This window comes from bacterium (genome assembly GCA_023150945.1).
Classification (GTDB): Bacteria; Zhuqueibacterota; Zhuqueibacteria; order Zhuqueibacterales; family Zhuqueibacteraceae; genus Coneutiohabitans.
Window position 1 is genome coordinate 12,790 of the sequence record JAKLJX010000007.1, and the last position, 16,364, is coordinate 29,153.

General features: G+C 61.5%; 12 protein-coding genes. 5 read left to right on the plus strand and 7 right to left on the minus strand.

Annotated features, from left to right (window positions below; all coding sequences use genetic code 11):
* Nucleotides 1-30 precede the first annotated feature (30 nt).
* Nucleotides 31-369, minus strand: a complete 339-nt coding sequence (locus tag L6R21_11030; protein MCK6559718.1) for a hypothetical protein — start codon at nt 367-369, stop codon at nt 31-33.
* A 468-nt stretch (nt 370-837) separates the two neighbouring features.
* Between L6R21_11030 and L6R21_11035 the strand changes: the two genes are divergently transcribed.
* Together L6R21_11035 and L6R21_11040 are read left to right on the plus strand one after the other, a co-directional pair.
* Nucleotides 838-2,898 carry a S9 family peptidase gene (locus tag L6R21_11035; protein MCK6559719.1) on the plus strand — a complete coding sequence of 687 codons (2,061 nt, stop codon included), beginning with the start codon at nt 838-840 and terminating at the stop codon, nt 2,896-2,898.
* A 224-nt stretch (nt 2,899-3,122) separates the two neighbouring features.
* Nucleotides 3,123-4,349: a radical SAM protein gene (locus tag L6R21_11040; GenBank protein MCK6559720.1), complete on the plus strand. Its 1,227-nt coding sequence runs from the start codon at nt 3,123-3,125 to the stop codon at nt 4,347-4,349.
* Between the two features lie 246 nt (nt 4,350-4,595).
* Here the strand turns inward: L6R21_11040 and L6R21_11045 are convergent, their stop codons facing one another.
* Together L6R21_11045 and L6R21_11050 are read right to left on the minus strand one after the other, a co-directional pair.
* Complete coding sequence (locus tag L6R21_11045) at nt 4,596-5,519, minus strand: hypothetical protein (protein ID MCK6559721.1); 924 nt, start codon at nt 5,517-5,519, stop codon at nt 4,596-4,598.
* Nucleotides 5,516-6,826 (minus strand): NAD(P)-binding domain-containing protein, encoded by a 1,311-nt coding sequence (locus tag L6R21_11050; protein ID MCK6559722.1) that lies wholly within the window; start codon nt 6,824-6,826, stop codon nt 5,516-5,518. Before L6R21_11050 ends, L6R21_11045 begins: the two co-directional genes overlap by 4 nt.
* Nucleotides 6,827-7,207: 381 nt before the next feature.
* Here L6R21_11050 and L6R21_11055 point away from each other — a divergent pair, with 381 nt between their 5' ends.
* The 3 genes from L6R21_11055 to L6R21_11065 are packed head-to-tail and all read left to right on the plus strand — an operon-like array spanning nt 7,208 to nt 12,012.
* The gene (locus L6R21_11055) at nt 7,208-8,785 is read left to right on the plus strand and encodes a hypothetical protein (protein ID MCK6559723.1); all 1,578 of its coding nucleotides are present in this window, start codon (nt 7,208-7,210) and stop codon (nt 8,783-8,785) included.
* Complete coding sequence (locus L6R21_11060; GenBank protein MCK6559724.1) at nt 8,773-10,278, plus strand: hypothetical protein; 1,506 nt, start codon at nt 8,773-8,775, stop codon at nt 10,276-10,278. The genes L6R21_11055 and L6R21_11060 overlap by 13 nt, the downstream gene beginning before the upstream one ends.
* Before the next feature lie 39 nt (nt 10,279-10,317).
* A complete protein-coding gene (locus L6R21_11065; protein MCK6559725.1) occupies nt 10,318-12,012 on the plus strand; it encodes a hypothetical protein in 1,695 nt (564 codons plus the stop codon).
* A gap of 276 nt (nt 12,013-12,288) precedes the next feature.
* On the opposite strand, the gene L6R21_11070 is transcribed toward L6R21_11065, so the two are convergent.
* Genes L6R21_11070 through L6R21_11085 form a run of 4 tightly spaced genes read right to left on the minus strand, consistent with a single transcriptional unit; the run spans nt 12,289 to nt 16,311 of the window.
* Nucleotides 12,289-13,110: an ATP-binding cassette domain-containing protein gene (locus L6R21_11070; protein MCK6559726.1), complete on the minus strand. Its 822-nt coding sequence runs from the start codon at nt 13,108-13,110 to the stop codon at nt 12,289-12,291.
* A 48-nt stretch (nt 13,111-13,158) separates the two neighbouring features.
* Nucleotides 13,159-14,124, minus strand: coding sequence for a GNAT family N-acetyltransferase (locus L6R21_11075; protein MCK6559727.1), 966 nt, complete (start codon nt 14,122-14,124; stop codon nt 13,159-13,161).
* 20 nt (nt 14,125-14,144) lie between these two features.
* Nucleotides 14,145-14,507, minus strand: a complete 363-nt coding sequence (locus L6R21_11080; protein ID MCK6559728.1) for an STAS domain-containing protein — start codon at nt 14,505-14,507, stop codon at nt 14,145-14,147.
* 31 nt (nt 14,508-14,538) lie between these two features.
* Nucleotides 14,539-16,311 carry an Ig-like domain-containing protein gene (locus L6R21_11085; GenBank protein ID MCK6559729.1) on the minus strand — a complete coding sequence of 591 codons (1,773 nt, stop codon included), beginning with the start codon at nt 16,309-16,311 and terminating at the stop codon, nt 14,539-14,541.
* Nucleotides 16,312-16,364 lie beyond the last annotated feature (53 nt).

The following is a 16,364-nucleotide window of genomic DNA, read 5'->3' on the forward strand; positions in this document are numbered from 1 at the left end:
CCTAATGATCTGTGGGAAACGGGGAGAGAATCAGACTAGCGCAGGAGGGTGATCGACGAGGCGGCTGGGAGCAGAGGAGATTTGCAACACGATGTCGGCCGTGTTATATTGGGCATTCGGAAAAAAGCTGAAATCGAAAACCGGCCCGATGACTGTCGGCACGTGACAGACGCAAGAGCAATCCCGGTCCGCAGCACGAGCGGCGCTCTGCGAGGCTTCATCATGCTTGTTCATCAAAGAACAGAACAATGAAGCGCAACCACCGTCGCCTTCGCCGGTCAGACAATCGATATCACCGCACACGAACATGGTGGCGATGAAACTGAACGCCAACAGGCCACCCAGCGGGCAGAGAAAGGCTTTGGTCAAAGCGTTGATCATGGCAGGCGAATTTAGAAATTCTCGATCAGATTCAAAGCCTTTTTTGCAGTTGCTCCAGACTGACGAGTTTTGCCATGGTATTCGTGCAGGCACACAACTGGCTCTGCCCCTGCTTCGGCAACGGCAGAACCTGGCTGTTGCGATTTTTGCTTCGGCGGCATCACAGTCGGCAATCGCGCTGCACGCGAATCATCCCCGAGAAGTTCGTGGCCGGCGTCGGCATGTTCCCGGGTGAACACACGCGCGCACCCACCCTGGCGTGTTCCACCGTGATCCGCGCGACTGATTCCGCGAATGCGTGTTCCTTTTCAAATCAGAGAAAACTGCATGCGGCGTTTCCTCAGGAACAACGGACCGCACAGACACTTTCTCTGACGCAGGGCAGACGCCGGCCCTGCAGTTTTTCACCGAGACTGCGGTAGTAGGAAAATCACCTTTAACCATTCGGAGTGCAACATGAAGAAGCTGGTTTTGATCTCACTGTGCCTGTTCCTGGCGGGGCCGGCCTTGGCGCAGAAGCGCGCTTTCACCATAGCCGATCTGTACAAGATCAAGGACGTTTCCGACCCGCAGTTCTCGCCGGACGGCCGGCACATTGCTTTCGTGCTGACCACACACAATCTCCAAAAGGGAAAATCCAATGCGGAGATATATGTCATCGACGCCGATGGCACGAATCTCAAACAAATGACGAACAACCCCGCGACCGACAATCATCCGCGCTGGTCGCCGGATGGCAAGTCGATTCTTTTCGTTTCCACGAGAAGCAACGGCAGCCAGGCGTGGCTGATTGCAGTGGAGGGCGGCGAGGCGCGCCAACTCACGAACATTTCCACCGGCGTGGGCGATCCCCTTTGGCTGCCCGAGGGCCAGCATCTCATTTTCGCCAGCGACGTCTATCCGGAATGCGGGGCGAATGATGATTGCAACAGCAAGATCGACAAAGCCGCGAGCGCGGGGCCGCTGCAAGCGTACCTGGCCGACAAGCTGCTCTATCGCCACTGGACGAGCTGGAAGGAAGGCAGGCGCTCGCACATTTTTTCGTTCAATATCGGCAACGCCGCGCTGATCGATTTGACGCCCGGCGACTACGATGCGCCGGCATTCTCATTGGGCGAAACCGGCTTCGCCGTTTCGCCGGAGGGGAAAGAGCTTTGTTTCGTGTCGAATCGTGACGAGTATCAAGCCGAGTCCACCAACAAAGACCTGTGGCTGGTTCCCACCGCGGGCGGCACGGCGGTGAACCTCACCGCTGAGAACGAAGCGTACGACGGCTCTCCCGCCTATTCGCCGGATGGCCGTTATCTCGCCTACCGCTTTCAAACGACGCCGGGTTATGAGGCCGACCGTTTCCGCATTGGCCTCTACGATCGCGCCACCAAACAGAAAACCGTGCTCACCGAGGCATTTGACAACTGGGTGAATGAGATTATCTGGGCGCCGGATTCCAAAAGCATCTATTTCACCGCCGACGTGCAGGGGCATGTGCCGCTTTACAAAGTCGAGGTGAGCAGCAAGCGCATCGATCTGGTTATCGATGCCAAAACGATTGATGGCTTCTCGATTGCACCGGATGGCAAAGCGGTGACGTTGGTGCGGCGTTCGGTCGGTGAGCCGCGCGAGGTGTGGCGGGTCGCCGCGGGCAAACTCAGCCGCCTGACGATGTTCAATCAGACGCTGGCGGACAGCGTCGACCTCCGGCCCGCGGAAGAGAGGTGGATCGCGTCGCCGACCGGCCGGAAGATTCACACTTTCATCGTGAAGCCGCACAATTTTGATCCGGCGAAAAAGTATCCGCTCATCTTGAATGTGCACGGCGGGCCGCAGCAGCAATGGGCCGATGCGTTTCGCGGCGACTGGCAAGTGTATCCCGGCGCCGGTTACATCGTGGCTTTTTCGAATCCGCATGGCTCCACCGGTTACGGCCAGGCGTTCACCGCGGCAATTTCGAAAGACTGGGGCGGGAAGGTCTACGAGGATGTCATGGCGGTGGCCGATTCACTGGCAAAAATCTCGTGGGTCGATGCGAACCGCATGGGCGCGATGGGCTGGTCGTATGGCGGCTACATGATGATGTGGCTCGCGGGACATACCGATCGCTTCCAAGCGCTGGCGGCCATGATGGGCGTCTACAATCTCACGGCGATGCACGGCGCCACCGAGGAGTTGTGGTTTCCGGAATGGGATTTGGGCGGCGCGCCGTGGGAGTCCGAGCTTTATCAGAAATGGTCGCCCAATCAATTTGTGAAAAATTTCAAAACACCGTGTTTGGTGATCACCGGCGAGCGCGACTACCGCGTGCCCTATACGCAGAGTTTGGAATTCTTCACCGATCTGCAACGCAGGCGCGTGCCCTCGCGCTTGATCGTGTTCAAGAACGACGGTCACTGGCCGAGCCATGTCAAATCGATGCCGTTCTATTACAATGCGCATCTCGACTGGTTTCACCAGTACCTCGGCGGGCCGCCCGCGCCGTACGATATGAAGAAGATGATTCGCAATCAGGCGTGGGAGTGAGGGCGGGGAATTTGGAGGTGGGAATGCGCCAAGCGCAGAGGATCACTGCAACGAGGCGGGTGAGGCTCTGCATATTGGATGAGCGGATCGAGCACGTCCATGCCGGCGGGTGGGGCGCGCCGGTTGGTTGGTGCTCGGTGGCACGGTCATGCGCTGCCGGCGGCAGCCATTCATGTCGAGATCTCGAGCCTTTTGGGATAACATGATTTCGGTACGGAGGTAGTATGCAAATTCATCCCACTTTCAATCATCGCCAGTTGTACCGTCTGCCCTGGTCGCTGCCCGACAATGCCATTTCCTGGCTCGAGCCGACTTCGGCTTGCAACCTGGCGTGCGAGGGCTGCTACCGCGAGAACGTTGCCAAGAGCCACAAGTCTCTGGAGATCATCCGGCGGGAAGTGGAAACATTCCGCGCGCTGCGCAATTCTGATGGCATCTCGATTGCCGGCGGTGATCCGCTCATGCATCCGGAGATCGTGGCGATCGTGCGGATGATCGCGGAGCTGGGTTTCAAGCCGGTGATCAACACCAACGGCGGCATGCTCACGCCCGAGCTGTTGCGCGAGCTGAAGGCCGCCGGCGCAGTTGGCTTCACTTTTCATATCGACAGCAAGCAGGGCCGGCCGAAATGGAAGAACAAGAACGAGGTCGAGTTGAACGAATTGCGGCTGTTCTATGCCGAGATGCTGGCAGAGGTCGGCGGCCTGTCGTGCGCTTTCAATTCGACGGTGTATGAAGACACGCTGGCTCATACGCCGGAGCTGGTCGAGTGGGCCGCCCAACACATCGACATCGTGCACGTGATGGTGTTCATTCTGTTTCGCGCCGCGGTGCCCCAGCTTCCGTTCGAGTGGTATGCCGGTGGGCGAAGAATCGATTTGGGCGTGCTGGCCTACTCGGAGACGAAGGCGCGCAAGATCGATCTGAAATCAACGGAGGTCGTCGCCGAGATCCGGAAGCGCTTTCCCGAGTTCACGCCTTGCGCCTATTTGAATGGAACGGAAAAGCCAGATTCCTTCAAATGGCTGCTCAGCGGCCGCCTGGGTTCGCAGGGAAAAATCTACGGCTACGTCGGCCCCAAATTCATGGAAACGATTCAGACGATGCATCACCTGACCCAGGGCCGCTATCTCGCCTACACCAAACCGGCGCACACCAACTTGGGCCGGGCGATGCTGCTGCTCGCGCTGATCGACCGTGGCGTGCGCAGTGCGGCCGGCCATTATCTCGGCGCGGTACTCAGCAATCCGCTGCGGCTGTTCAAGGGCTTGCACTATCAATCCATCATGATCATCCAGCCGGTGGATTTTCTGCCCAACGGTTTGCAGAACATGTGCGACGGCTGCCCGGACATGACTTTGTGGAACGGCGAGTTGGTCTGGTCCTGCCGCATGGAAGAGTTGAAACACTTCGGCTGCTGGGTGCGCTCTGTGCCGTGCGCCAGCGCATGAGCGGCAAACCACCTGTTGCCTCAAGTGGCATATCGCCGCCCAGCACTGTCATTCTGCAGGGATCCTGTGAAGAACTGGGCACTGTTCCAAGTTACTCCAGAGATCCCGCGGGATGACAAGGATGAGGGCATGCCTTTAGCGGCAACAGCGCACCTCCTGCGGCAGCGACAGATACACACCGACTCTGAGGCAATATTGTCCGCGCCGCAGAATTCGATTCAAAGTTGCAGTCCTGGAAGGCCGTCATCAAAAGATCCAAGTGTAGCCCAGCAACAGCGCCAGACTCACGTGGATGATGAGGGTGAGGAACATCAAATAGGTAAAGGGCAGGTGGAAGGCGTGCCACAGCGCGAAGGCGCGGGCGGTTAAAGCCAGCGTTGCGCGGCTGCTTTCGAGGAAGAGCTTGCGGGACAGGAGAGTCAGGAGGCTGCGGTTGCGCGCGGCCGCATGATCTGCGGCGGTGAGCCACCGCTGCCAGGCACGCAGCTCGCGCCGGCGGCGGCGCCAAAGCTGCGCCACCTGCAGCCAGCCGACCCGTGCCGGGCGGGTGGATTGCCGCAACGCGCCGACGCGAAAATGGTCAGCGGTCAGTCCGGCCGCCGCGAGCGAACGCTGCACGGCAATGATCTCCGCATCGATTTCCTGCAGCGACAGCAACACGCCGCGTTGATTGCGCGGCAGCAGGGCAAACAGAAAGCGTCCGACCAAGCCGCTCGCCATCACAATCATCATCGCATAATAACAAATCGACGCCAGCCCGCCGAACTTGAAGGCGGTGTGCAGGGTGGCAAACAGCGGCCCAGCGATGCCGCAATACATGTGGAATTGAAACCACCGCCGCGGCGTGCCCCAACTGGCCAGCCGGCGCCAGCGTTTGCGCAACGGATAAAGCAGGGTCAGGAAACACAGTGTGCCGCCCACCACGCCGAATCCCTGCCCGATCAGACCGCTGGGTTTGAGCAAAACATGCAGCGGGTGCAGCGGCCGCTGCGCCAACGCGGTGAAATAGTACTCTCCGCCATAACGCAAGGCCGCGAAGAAGACGAATGCGGTGGCGAAGATCAACGCAAAGATCGCGTACGCCTGCAGCGCGAAGCGCTGCGGCGGTCGCGCGGCACGGCGGTGGGGCGCAGCAGGCGCGAGCGCAACGTGCAACTCCTGCGCGTTCACGCTGCCCTCCGGCTGGGAACCGGTTCGCCATAGAGCGTGCGCATTTCGATGCCAATCTCTTTCAAAAACTCGAACGGCAGGACGCCGCCGGCCATGATGAAGACGGTGTCGTTGGGAATGACTTTATCCGTCCCCTCACAGTCGAGCACGACTGCCGGTGTGGTGATTTCCTTCACGACGCTCGGCAGGATGGCTTGAATCTCTCCGCGGCGCACCGCCGCCGCCACCGCCTGGCGGTTGCGCGGTTTGGCGCGCGTGAGATGGGGTTGCCGGTATGACCAGGAGACGCGCGCGCCGGCTTCCACCAGCATCAACGCGCATTCCAGTGCGCTGTCGCCGCCGCCCACCACCAGGCAGTCACGGTTGGCAAAGGCGCGCGGGTCATCGAGTTCATAGTGCACTTTGGGCAAATGCTCGCCGGCAACCTCGAGCTGGCGGGCAATGCCGCGCCGGCCCAGCGCCAGCACGAGATGAGAGGTCGTGTAACTTTCGCCGGCAGCAAAAACCTCCAGCAGGCCCTCCCGCCGCACCACTTGTTCGACCCGCTTTCTCACTCGAATCGTGATGCCGGTTTTGGCAATGATCTTCTCCCATTCCGCCAGCAGCTCTTCCTTGCGCACGTCATTGAAATGAATCCTGCCGTAGCCGGGCAAGGCGAGCGGCGCAGTCATGACGATTTTGTTGCGCGGATACTTCAGAATGGTTCCGCCGACGTCGTTTTGTTCGAGGGTCAAGTAACGCAGCCCCTTCGTTGCGGCCTGCAGGGTGGCGGCCAGGCCGGCCGGGCCGGCACCGACGATGATCACATCATAGTCGGTGCCGGTGCGGCGCGGCTGGGCCGCGATGGCTTCCAGGCATTGCAGACCCTGTAACATCGCATTGCGAATCAAGCCAATACCGCCCAACTCTCCGACGACATAAACGCCGGGCACGCGCGTCTGAAAAGTTTCATCCGTCACCGGCACCTCCACGCCGCTGTCCTCGGCGCCGAGCACCAGCGTGATCGCACCGGTCGGGCAGGCTGCTTCACAGCGGCCATGGCCGACGCAATGGTCCGGCTGCAGCAACGCCGCTTTCATGCGCACCAGGCCCAGCACTTCCCCTTCCGGGCAGGCGATCACACAACTGCCGCAGCCGATGCAGCGATCGGGATCGATGAAGGGATGCAAGGACGGCGGCGCCTTGATTTCGTCGCGTTGGTTCTGGGCGAGGCGCGCTTGATTCCGGCGATCGCGCCGCAACCGGCGTTGTGCCTGCCACGCCACCACGAAGACCGCCCACGCGAAGATGAAGAGAAATTCCATCATATCTTTCACCGAGATGTAATCGAGATTACAAAAATGGAGTTGAATGACACTGCTCGCGGCCGGGATTTCGGGGAATCCCGCTTGGTGCTGCTCTTGTCTGCAAAATCAAAACCACTCGCCGGTGGCATCATCTTTGATTGCTGCCGGCTCCTGAGCCGCGGATTTTTCCGCCCAATGAAGCAAGGAGTGATATGAGGAGATAACAGCCTGCCCACTTTTGTCGCCAAATGCCACCGTCGTCTCGGCCGCGCCACGTGCGCATGGCTTGCGCTCTCTGCTTGCGCAACGTTTGCTCAGATTTCACCGGGACCGCTCGCGCGGCCGCACGCGCAGCTCGAGGGCTTGACCAAGTGTCTGTCTTGTCATGAGATTGGCGAGCGCATGAGCAATGCCAAATGCCTGGCGTGCCACGTGGCGATCGCACAGCGACTGCAGGCCAAACGCGGCTTTCATCCCACGGTAACCACTGCCCAGGTGGCGGGACCGGAAGCATCCGGCCAGTCGTGCGCGCACTGTCACAGCGAACACAATGGCGTGAGCTTTGAGTTGATCACGTGGCCGTCAAGCGAGGCAAACTTCGACCACCGCAAAGCCGGCTATGTCTTGCAGGGCCGGCACAGCCAGGTCGCCTGCCGCGATTGTCATCGGCAGGAGAATATTCAGGAAAAATTCCCCGATGATCCCAACGTGCAGTTGCGCAGAACCTTTCTGGGATTGGCGCCGGCCTGCATTCCCTGCCACGGCGATGAACACCGCGGCCAGCTTGCCGCCGCCTGCGAGCAGTGCCATGATTTCAACGGCTGGAAACCGGCACCGAAATTCACACACGAGCGCGCCCGCTTCCAGCTCACTGGCGGCCACCGGCAGGTGCCCTGCGCCAAATGCCACGTCGAGAAATCCGCGCGCGAGCGCGTCGGCACAGAGACGGTGGCGGCATTCGTGCAATTCACCAATCTGCCGTTTTCGAATTGCACGCCCTGCCATCAGGATCCGCATCGCGGTGAATTCGGCAAGGAGTGCAGCCGGTGCCACACCACGGAGAATTGGCAGAAAATTCCCGCCGGCGCTTTCAATCATGATTTGACGGATTTTCCGCTGCGCGGCCGGCATCGGGCGCTGGCCTGTGAACGCTGCCACGCCGGCCTCAATTTCAAAAGGCAGATCGCGCACACTTCGTGCGGCGATTGCCATCAGGATGCGCATGCCGGCCAGTTTGCCCGGCGGCCGGATCGCGGCCGCTGTGAAAGCTGCCACAGCGTCGAGGGATTTACACCGTCGCAATTCACGCTGGCGCGCCATCAACAATCGGCTTTTCCATTGGCCGGCGCGCATCTCGCGACGCCGTGCAGCCTGTGCCACCTCCGGCAGACCGCCGGCGCCCAAGCCGGGAAATTGCTCTTTGTGTTTCCCAAGCAACGCTGCCCTGCCTGTCACGAGGACGTGCACGGCAGCCAATTCGCGGAGCGCGTCGCCAGCGGCGGCTGCGAGAGTTGCCACCGCAACGAGAGCTGGCGGCAGACGAAGTTCGATCATGCCAGCGCGCGCTTCGCATTGACCGGCGCTCACGTGCGCGTGGCGTGCGGCCAGTGCCATCCGCGGGAGAAAATCGCAGCGGAAATGAACGGCAGCACCGCAACAACGCGGTTGGTCAGGGCCGGACCGGCAATCACGGAACGCGTGCGCTACCGGCCGCGTCCGCTGCGCTGCGAGGGCTGCCATGCCGATGTTCACCGCGGCCAGTTCGGCAAGCCGGAGCAAGTGCGCTGCGAGAAGTGCCACCAAGCCTCGCAGTGGCATGACCTGCTGTTCCGCCATAATCGCGACAGCGCTTTCAAACTCGAAGGCGCGCACGCGCGGGTGGCATGTGAGAAATGTCACTTCCCGGTCACGCGGGCGGATCGCACCGTCGTCATCAAATACAAACCACTCAAGCAGGAGTGCGCTGCATGTCATCGCTGAGCTGGAGGCTCGCATCCCGCTGGCTGCTGCTTGCCGGACTGGGGCTTGCTCTCGACGCCGGCGCGCAGGTCGCCACGGTGAATCAACCGCACGGCAAGATCAACCTCGCCTGTAGTGATTGCCACACCGCCAAGTCCTGGTCGCCGCTGCGTCTCGATCTCAAGTTCAAACATGAAACCACCGGCTTTGCGCTGGTGGGGCAGCATGCTGCAGTGGATTGCAAGCGCTGCCATACCTCGCTCAAATTCACCGGGGCCGCGCGCGAATGCACGGCCTGCCACGCCGATGTGCATGACGGCACCCTCGGCAGAGACTGCACACGCTGCCACAGTCTTCAAGCCTGGCGGGAATTCTCCAAAATCAATACGGTGCATCAGGCCTCGCGCTTTCCGCTGCTCGGCTTGCACCAGAACGTGGCTTGTGAAAATTGCCACACGCGGCAGGGCACCAGCCAGTTCGTGAATCTGCCGCTGCAATGCGGCGTCTGCCATCAATCCGATTACGAGGCCACGACCGATCCCAATCACCGCCTGGCGGGATTCTCGCTGCGTTGCGAGCAGTGCCACAGCACCATGATCATTGGCTGGGCCTCCGCCGGCTTGGGTAATCTCAGTGGATTCGATCACAACCGCACGCGCTTTCCGCTGCAAGGCGCGCATGCCGCAACTGACTGCGGCCAGTGTCATGGCAACGGCCGCTTTGCCGGCACGCCGACTGATTGTTTTTCGTGCCATCAGGCGGATTATCAGCGCGCCGCCAGTCCCAATCACGTCGCGGGAAATTTCTCGCAGGATTGCGGCTCTTGTCACACCACCGCGGCCTGGCAGCCGGCAAATTTCGATCACAATCGCACGCGCTTTCCGCTCACCGGCGCCCATCTGGCGGTCGTGTGCAGCCAGTGTCACGTCAATGGCCAGTACACCGGCACCCCGACGGCTTGCTTCTCGTGCCATCAGGCGGACTATCAGCGCGCCGCCAATCCCAATCACGTCGCAGGAAATTTCTCACAGGAATGCAACTCCTGTCACACCACTACCGCCTGGCAGCCGGCCACTTTCGATCACAACCGCACGCGCTTTCCGCTGCAGGGCGCGCATGTGACAACCGCCTGCGCGCAGTGCCACATCAACAACCGTTACGCCGGCACACCCACGGATTGCTTCTCCTGCCATCAGGCGGATTTCCAGCGGCCGACCAATCCCAATCACGTCACGCTGAATTTCTCCCACGATTGTACCGTGTGCCACACAATGACTGCCTGGCTGCCGGCGACTTTCGATCATGACAGCCAGTACTTCCGCATTTACTCCGGCAAGCATCGCGGCAAATGGCAAAGCTGCGCGACCTGCCACGTGAACGCGGCGAATTACGGAATCTTCGAATGCCTCTTCTGCCATGAACACAGTCAAGCGCGGATGGATGACAAGCACCGCAACCGGTCGGGCTATCAATACAACAGTCAATCATGCTACCGCTGCCATCCCCGGGTGTGAGGCCGGCAGCATGAAACGCAACGCGAAAGAGAGAGGGCAGTGATGATCACAAGCGGCAGGCATGGTCGCCTCGCGCTGGCATTGCTGTGGATGTTGTGCGGCGGTTGGGCGCAGGCGCAAAGCAGCATGCCCGGCGCGGCGGCAAACGGCAACGAGGCGCGCCGGGAGTTTCGCGTGCGGCATGTGACGCTGGAGGCGGTTTACTTCAACGGCGGCAGCGTGTTGGGCGTGGCCGCCGGTGACAAAGTCTGGGTGATGCGCAACGGCGAGCGCCTGCTGCCGTTGATCGTGAAATATGTTGCCGAACACAGCGCCAGTTGCCTCCTGGAAAACAGTGCGCCGGCCGGCAACAGCCCGACCGTGAAAATCGACGACACGATCTTGTGGGTCATTCCGCTTGCCGAGTATTTGAAACGCCTCCCGCCGGCAACGGAACCGGAACGCAAGCCCGCAGCCGCAGCGCCGATCCGCCGCGCCACTGCTCCGGCGCCGAAAAGATACGCGGGCCGGCGGGGGGTCTCCAACAACGACTTCTCCGGTCAGCTCAGTTTGCAATCCTACGGGCAACGCGACCAGGGCCCGCAGCCGTTCGATTTCCAGGAGTCCTCCGCCTATCTGCGCTTGCATGCCGAACGCCTCGGCGGCCTGCCGTTGCGTTTGCTGGCGCGCACGCGAACGGTGCGCAGGTCCCGGCAGGCCGGAATCGGCGGCTGGCAAACCCAGCCGGTGGCGCATCGGGTTTATGAGCTGGCCTTCGAATGGCAGGGAACTGCCACACCGGTTGAGTTTGCCGTTGGCCGCATGTTGCGGCATGATCTGCGCGGCGTGGGCTACCTCGACGGCATGGCAATCGGTTCTCGCCTTGGATCGCGCTGGAAAGCCGGCCTGTTTGCCGGTTTCGAGCCGGATCTCTCCGGCTACACCGTGCGCGCTGACGGGAAAAAATTCGGCGGTTTTGCGCAGATGAAAATGCCCGTGCGCAAGGCCGGTGAACTCACGGTGGCGGTCACCGGCGTCGGCCAGTACCGTGGCGGCGAGGTCAGCCGGGAGTTTCTCGCTGCGCAGACCGACCTCAACTGGTCACGCCGGTTTTATCTCACGCAGTATGCCGAGATCGACTGCAATCGCGCCTGGCGCAATGCCAACCGCGGCACGCTGGCGCTCAGCAATGCCTATTTCAATCTCACTTGTTATCCGCAGGAGAAACTCGCGCTGGGCTTGTCGTATGATGCGCGGCGCTTGCTCCGCACCTGGGAGACGCGCACACTCGCGGACAGCTTGTTCGATGCGAGCCTGCGCCAGGGCTGGCGCGGCCAATTGTCCTATCAACCGGCAGCGCTGTATCGCATTGCGATCGATGGCGGCTGGCAGGGCCAAGGCAATGCACCGGCAGTCTATTCCTTCGGCTGCACTGCCAGTGCCGCGGAGTTGTGGAGCAGCGGCCTCAGCCTGAACGCCCGCTTTTCTTATTTTGGAAATGCGCTGGCGCGCGGCTACTATCCCGGCCTCGAGATTTCGCGCCGCATGCTGGCGATGCTGTATGTGAGCTTGGGCGGGGGAATCTATTCGTATCGCATGAGCAGTCCCGCCAGCACCCAGAACAATCCCTGGGAACGTTTGCGGTTGGATGCACATTTCAACCGCGCCTTCTTCCTGAGCGCGACGGTCGAACGCTATCACGGCGACACGATGCGATTCGTGCGGGGATTCGGAGAGGTGGGCTGGAGATTTTGATCTGCCGGCACGCGCAGCGTAGACTCCCAGCGCAATGTCACTCCCTCTTGAGGGAGAGTCCGTTCCAACTTTGGCTGAGCCGAGGTTTTGTGATCGTTTGTACGACGCGGATCCACCGGCTTCATTCCGCGGCGTAGCCGTGGCAAGAGCCTCGCCGAAAAGTTGGTGACATTGGCTCCCAGCCTGCAACCGAGGGCAAGTTCAAACCTGGCGCGACAACCTCAGATCATGCCGCTCGAGCCGCAAGCGAGAACCTGCTGCCGGCCTCTCACCGGATCAGAGTATCGGAGAAAGCATCATTTCCGCGAGCGCCAGGGGCGCATGGCCGTTCTGGCGCAGGTGATCGAACGCGCGGAATTCCACCGGCGCGCGCAGGCCGAAGGCCGCCAATTCCTCAACGCGCGCGAGCAGCTCGCCCGGCACGCCCGCCAGCACGATTTCACCACGATGCAAAATCAGTAGACGGTCGGCAAACAGGGCTTCTTCGGCAAATTGCGTGATGTGCAAGATTGCGAGCGGCGTGCCGCCCGCTTCCGGCCGGCGCAGGCGGGCGAGCGTGTTGAAAAAACCGAGACGCGCGGGATAGTCCAAGAGCGAAGTCGGTTCGTCGAAGATCAAATGCCGCGGCTGCATCGCCATGACGCTGGCGAGCGCCACCCGCTGTTTTTCCCCGCCGGAGAGTTGATGCGGCGCCCGCTCGCGATAGCGGGTTAGCTCGAACAGCTCCAGCATGGCCGCGACGCGGCGTTGCATCTCCGGCCGCGGCAGGCCCAAATTCTCCAACCCAAAAGCCAGCTCCCGCTCCACCGTTGGCGCCACCATTTGATTATCCGGATGCTGGAAAACCAGCCCCACGCGGCGGCGGATCTCGCGCAGATCATGCGGGTCGCGCGTGTCCAAACCATCGACCAGAACTTCGCCGGCGGAAGGCGACACGATGCCGTTCAAGCAGCGCGCCAGGGAAGTCTTGCCCGAGCCATTGGCGCCCATGAGCGCCACGAACTCGCCCTCGGCCAGCGTCAGCGAGAGATGCGACAGCACGCGCCGCCTGCCGGCGGCCGCAGGATATTCCACCGCGAGATTATTGGCGATGATCATGAAAGGTCTGCTTGCGGAAAGAAAACGCCACGGCGCACCGGCCGCGGCTTATTCCCATTTCATCAAATTGCAGTGGCCGGGGTCAGCCTGTTCGTGATAGCCGGCCAGCGTCATGCGCAGTTCGGCGTGCGCAATGCGAAAACCGGCTTCCAACAGCATGCGATAGGCGTGCGCGTACCGCGTGGGCGTGCGTACGGTGACGCAGGTGTTCTGCTTCTGTTCCGCCCACGTCAGCAACAGTGCCGGCACTTCCGCCAGCAGGGCCGTGTGCTGCGGATGCACCAGCAGCATGACGATGCGCAAATGGCGGGCGGTCTCTTCCGGTGAGTAGGTTTCGGTGTGGGCCACCACGCAGGCGGCGAGTGCGCCCTCGCGGCGCACGTAGAGCGTATCGCCGTAGCCAAACTGGTGAATCAAGCCAATTTCATGCCGGAGGCGCAGACAGGGATCGAGCGCGGCTGCCAGCGCCTCCGCCTCCGTCACGGCGCGCGCCGCCTCTGCTGCGCCGAGCTGGCTGTGAAAGAAAACTTCGCGCGCCGGCGGATGCGCGTCGGTGCGCACCGGCGGCACATGACGCACCATATCGAGCGAGAGCTGAGTCGGCAAGAATCCGAGATTGGAGTAGAACCCGATGTTGCGGCTGCTGCGCGGCTCGGTCTCCAGCCCGATCACTTGCGCGCCCGCTTGCAGCAACGCCTGGATCACCGCCTGCATGATCTCGCGGCCAAGATGTTTGCCCTGATATTCGGGCAGCAGGCTCACCGGCCCGATCCAGCCCACGCCGCCCCAGAGATGAGCAAAGGCGTAGCCGATGAGATTGTGCTTGTGTTCCATCACCAGACAGGCGGCGGGCAGCGAGGAGCGATACATCTCCAAGAAAGAAAGATGCACCAGCGGCACATAAGGCCGGCGGTAACCCTCCTCCATGCGCGCCGCGGTGAATGATTTGGAAAGCACGCGATTCACCGCCGGCAGATCGGCGCTTTGCATTTGACGAAGTTGATACGAGCTCATGACATGGAAACTCCGCGCGCTCAGCGGCCGGGGCCGTTTTCGGCGCAGCTTGCCCGCGCTTCCGCCTCACTGTCGAAATGCGGAATGTATTTCCGCAACCCGACCATTTCAAAAATCTTTTGGAAATGCGGCGACAGGCCAAACGCCTTGAGCGCGAGCTGCTGCTGCTGGGCACGGCCCAGCAGGGTGATGATGATCGACATGCCCGCGGAATTGATGTAACCGACCTCGCTGAAATTCAACAGCAGGCAGCGCAGCTTCTGCGTGATCGCACGTTCATAAGCCGCCACGATCTTCCGTTCGGCCAGACTGGTGACGTCGCCGGTGAAGTCGATGATCGCGAGCTTGTCTTCCAGGCGGAGATTGACTTGAATATCCGGCACGAGTCCCTCACTGCTTGTGTTTGCCACCTCGCTAAGGCAATACCAAATCGTTGCCCTCATTGGGCCAGCGCGAGCGCACTTTCACCGTATCCGGCCAGACGTGCGCGCGTTCTGCCGGAACAAAGGGAAATGCCGTGCCGGCATCGAAGCGGCCGTTGCGATTGCCGTCGCGAAAGCCGCTGAGTTGATACAGGCCGGGCAAGACTGCCGGAAAAGTATAGTTTCCCGGCGCCCGCGCGAGGACGTGGTATTCGATTTTACCGCCAAGCTGTTTGGCCTGCAGGTGCATGTCGCCGGCCGTGGAGTCCCGCGCATCGCTGAGCGCGCCGCTGATGGAAGCCAGCGTGTCGGCATTGAGCGTCCAGAACGTGACGCGGCCGGTGGTGTCGAGCAGAGCATTGCCATTCCAGTCAAACAAAGAGTCAGCCGCAATCACGAATTCATAGCGCGCCCGGCTCTGCCAGCCTGCTGCCGGCGCAAAACGGTATTGCAGCGGATTCACCCACCCCGCGTTACCGCTCACCGCCGCGCCACTGGAATCACGCACCAGGAGCGCCCGCGCCAAACTGTCACGGCGCATGATCTCCGAGAAAACCAACTCAATGGGCAGGTCGAGCGGGAGATCGCGGCTGCTGTCGGCAATCGAGATTTTGATCAGGCGCGGCCGTAGCGTATCCGGCTGGGTGAGGCCTTCGAATTCGATTTGGCTGCGGGCGGAATCAATGCAATTGCCGGCCTCATCAAACAGCGAATCCGCGGCCGCGAGATAGGCCACGGCCTGCAGCGGCGCGCTGAGCGCCAGCACTTGATTGCGATTGAGCGGATGTGGGAAGGCCGCCAGCAGCGCGAGCGGAGTTTGCGATTCTTTGGCCGTCACCCGCAGCCGTGCCCGCCAGTCCCCATGTAGGGGCATCACCGCCTCGTCGAAACGCCATTCCAGTTGATTGGCAGAAAGCGGACTCACCGCGGCGAGCGCAGGCGCGAGCGTATCCTCGGCAGCCAGAGAGAAGCTCAGACTCGGCGCGGTTTGATCCTCCCGTGTGATCGTCACATCCAGCGCCGGCACACCGATGGCTTCTTCTCCGCGCGTGTAGAGGCGATCGGCGTTGCGGTCGCTCAGCGCGAAGACGCGATAGCGACCGGGCGCGAGGTAGGACAGCGTGAAAGTGTTGTTCTCGCCCACCTGGGTGTAGTAGTCCGCCCGCTGTTTGGCGGGATCAGGCGCGCGGCCGTTTTCGAGAATGTAGGCCATGATCAACACGCCGGCGGCCTTTTCTCCCCAAATGCGGCCGCGGATTTCGCCGCGATCGAGGGTATCGCCGGTGGTGAAGGCGAGCGCAAAAGCTTCCAGCAGCCGCACGCCGCGCAAGTCGCGCACATCGGTGCCGAGATTGACGACATACGTGCGGCGCGCCCGCAACGAATCCGGAAAGCGAATGTGAACCGTTCTGCCCTGCCAGTCGAATTTCAACTCAGCTTCTTCCTCCAACTCGCCGCCCAAGCTGGGGGTAATGAAAAGCGACTCTTCAAAACTCTTGCGATTGACCTTCTCGCTGAAGGTGAAGGAGAGTTGGGTATCACGCGCGACGCCGGTGGCATCGCGTGCCGGCGAAGTGCTCAAGATTTTTGGGGGAATGTCATCCACCGGGCCGCCCGGCGGTGAGCCGGTTTTGGCGCAGGTGAGGCCCACCAGCGCGGCACCGAGCACGGCCCAATTCCGCCGCCGGCGCCCGGCATTGCCCGGCTGCCGGAGAGCAAAGCGGTTGCGTTTGACGATTGCGCAGTTTTGTGCGGCTGAAGGCATGAACTCTTTGCAAGGCACAATGGCCGACCTGGAAAGGCCGATCACGCCGAAGC

Coding starts and splice junctions, on each gene's coding strand:
- L6R21_11085 (MCK6559729.1), bottom strand. CDS start 16,311: ATGCCTTCAGCCGCACAAAACTGCGCAATCGTCAAACGCAACCGCTTT.
- L6R21_11060 (MCK6559724.1), top strand. CDS start 8,773: ATGTCATCGCTGAGCTGGAGGCTCGCATCCCGCTGGCTGCTGCTTGCC.
- L6R21_11075 (MCK6559727.1), bottom strand. CDS start 14,124: ATGAGCTCGTATCAACTTCGTCAAATGCAAAGCGCCGATCTGCCGGCG.
- L6R21_11040 (MCK6559720.1), top strand. CDS start 3,123: ATGCAAATTCATCCCACTTTCAATCATCGCCAGTTGTACCGTCTGCCC.
- L6R21_11050 (MCK6559722.1), bottom strand. CDS start 6,826: ATGATGGAATTTCTCTTCATCTTCGCGTGGGCGGTCTTCGTGGTGGCG.
- L6R21_11070 (MCK6559726.1), bottom strand. CDS start 13,110: ATGATCATCGCCAATAATCTCGCGGTGGAATATCCTGCGGCCGCCGGC.
- L6R21_11055 (MCK6559723.1), top strand. CDS start 7,208: ATGAGCAATGCCAAATGCCTGGCGTGCCACGTGGCGATCGCACAGCGA.
- L6R21_11035 (MCK6559719.1), top strand. CDS start 838: ATGAAGAAGCTGGTTTTGATCTCACTGTGCCTGTTCCTGGCGGGGCCG.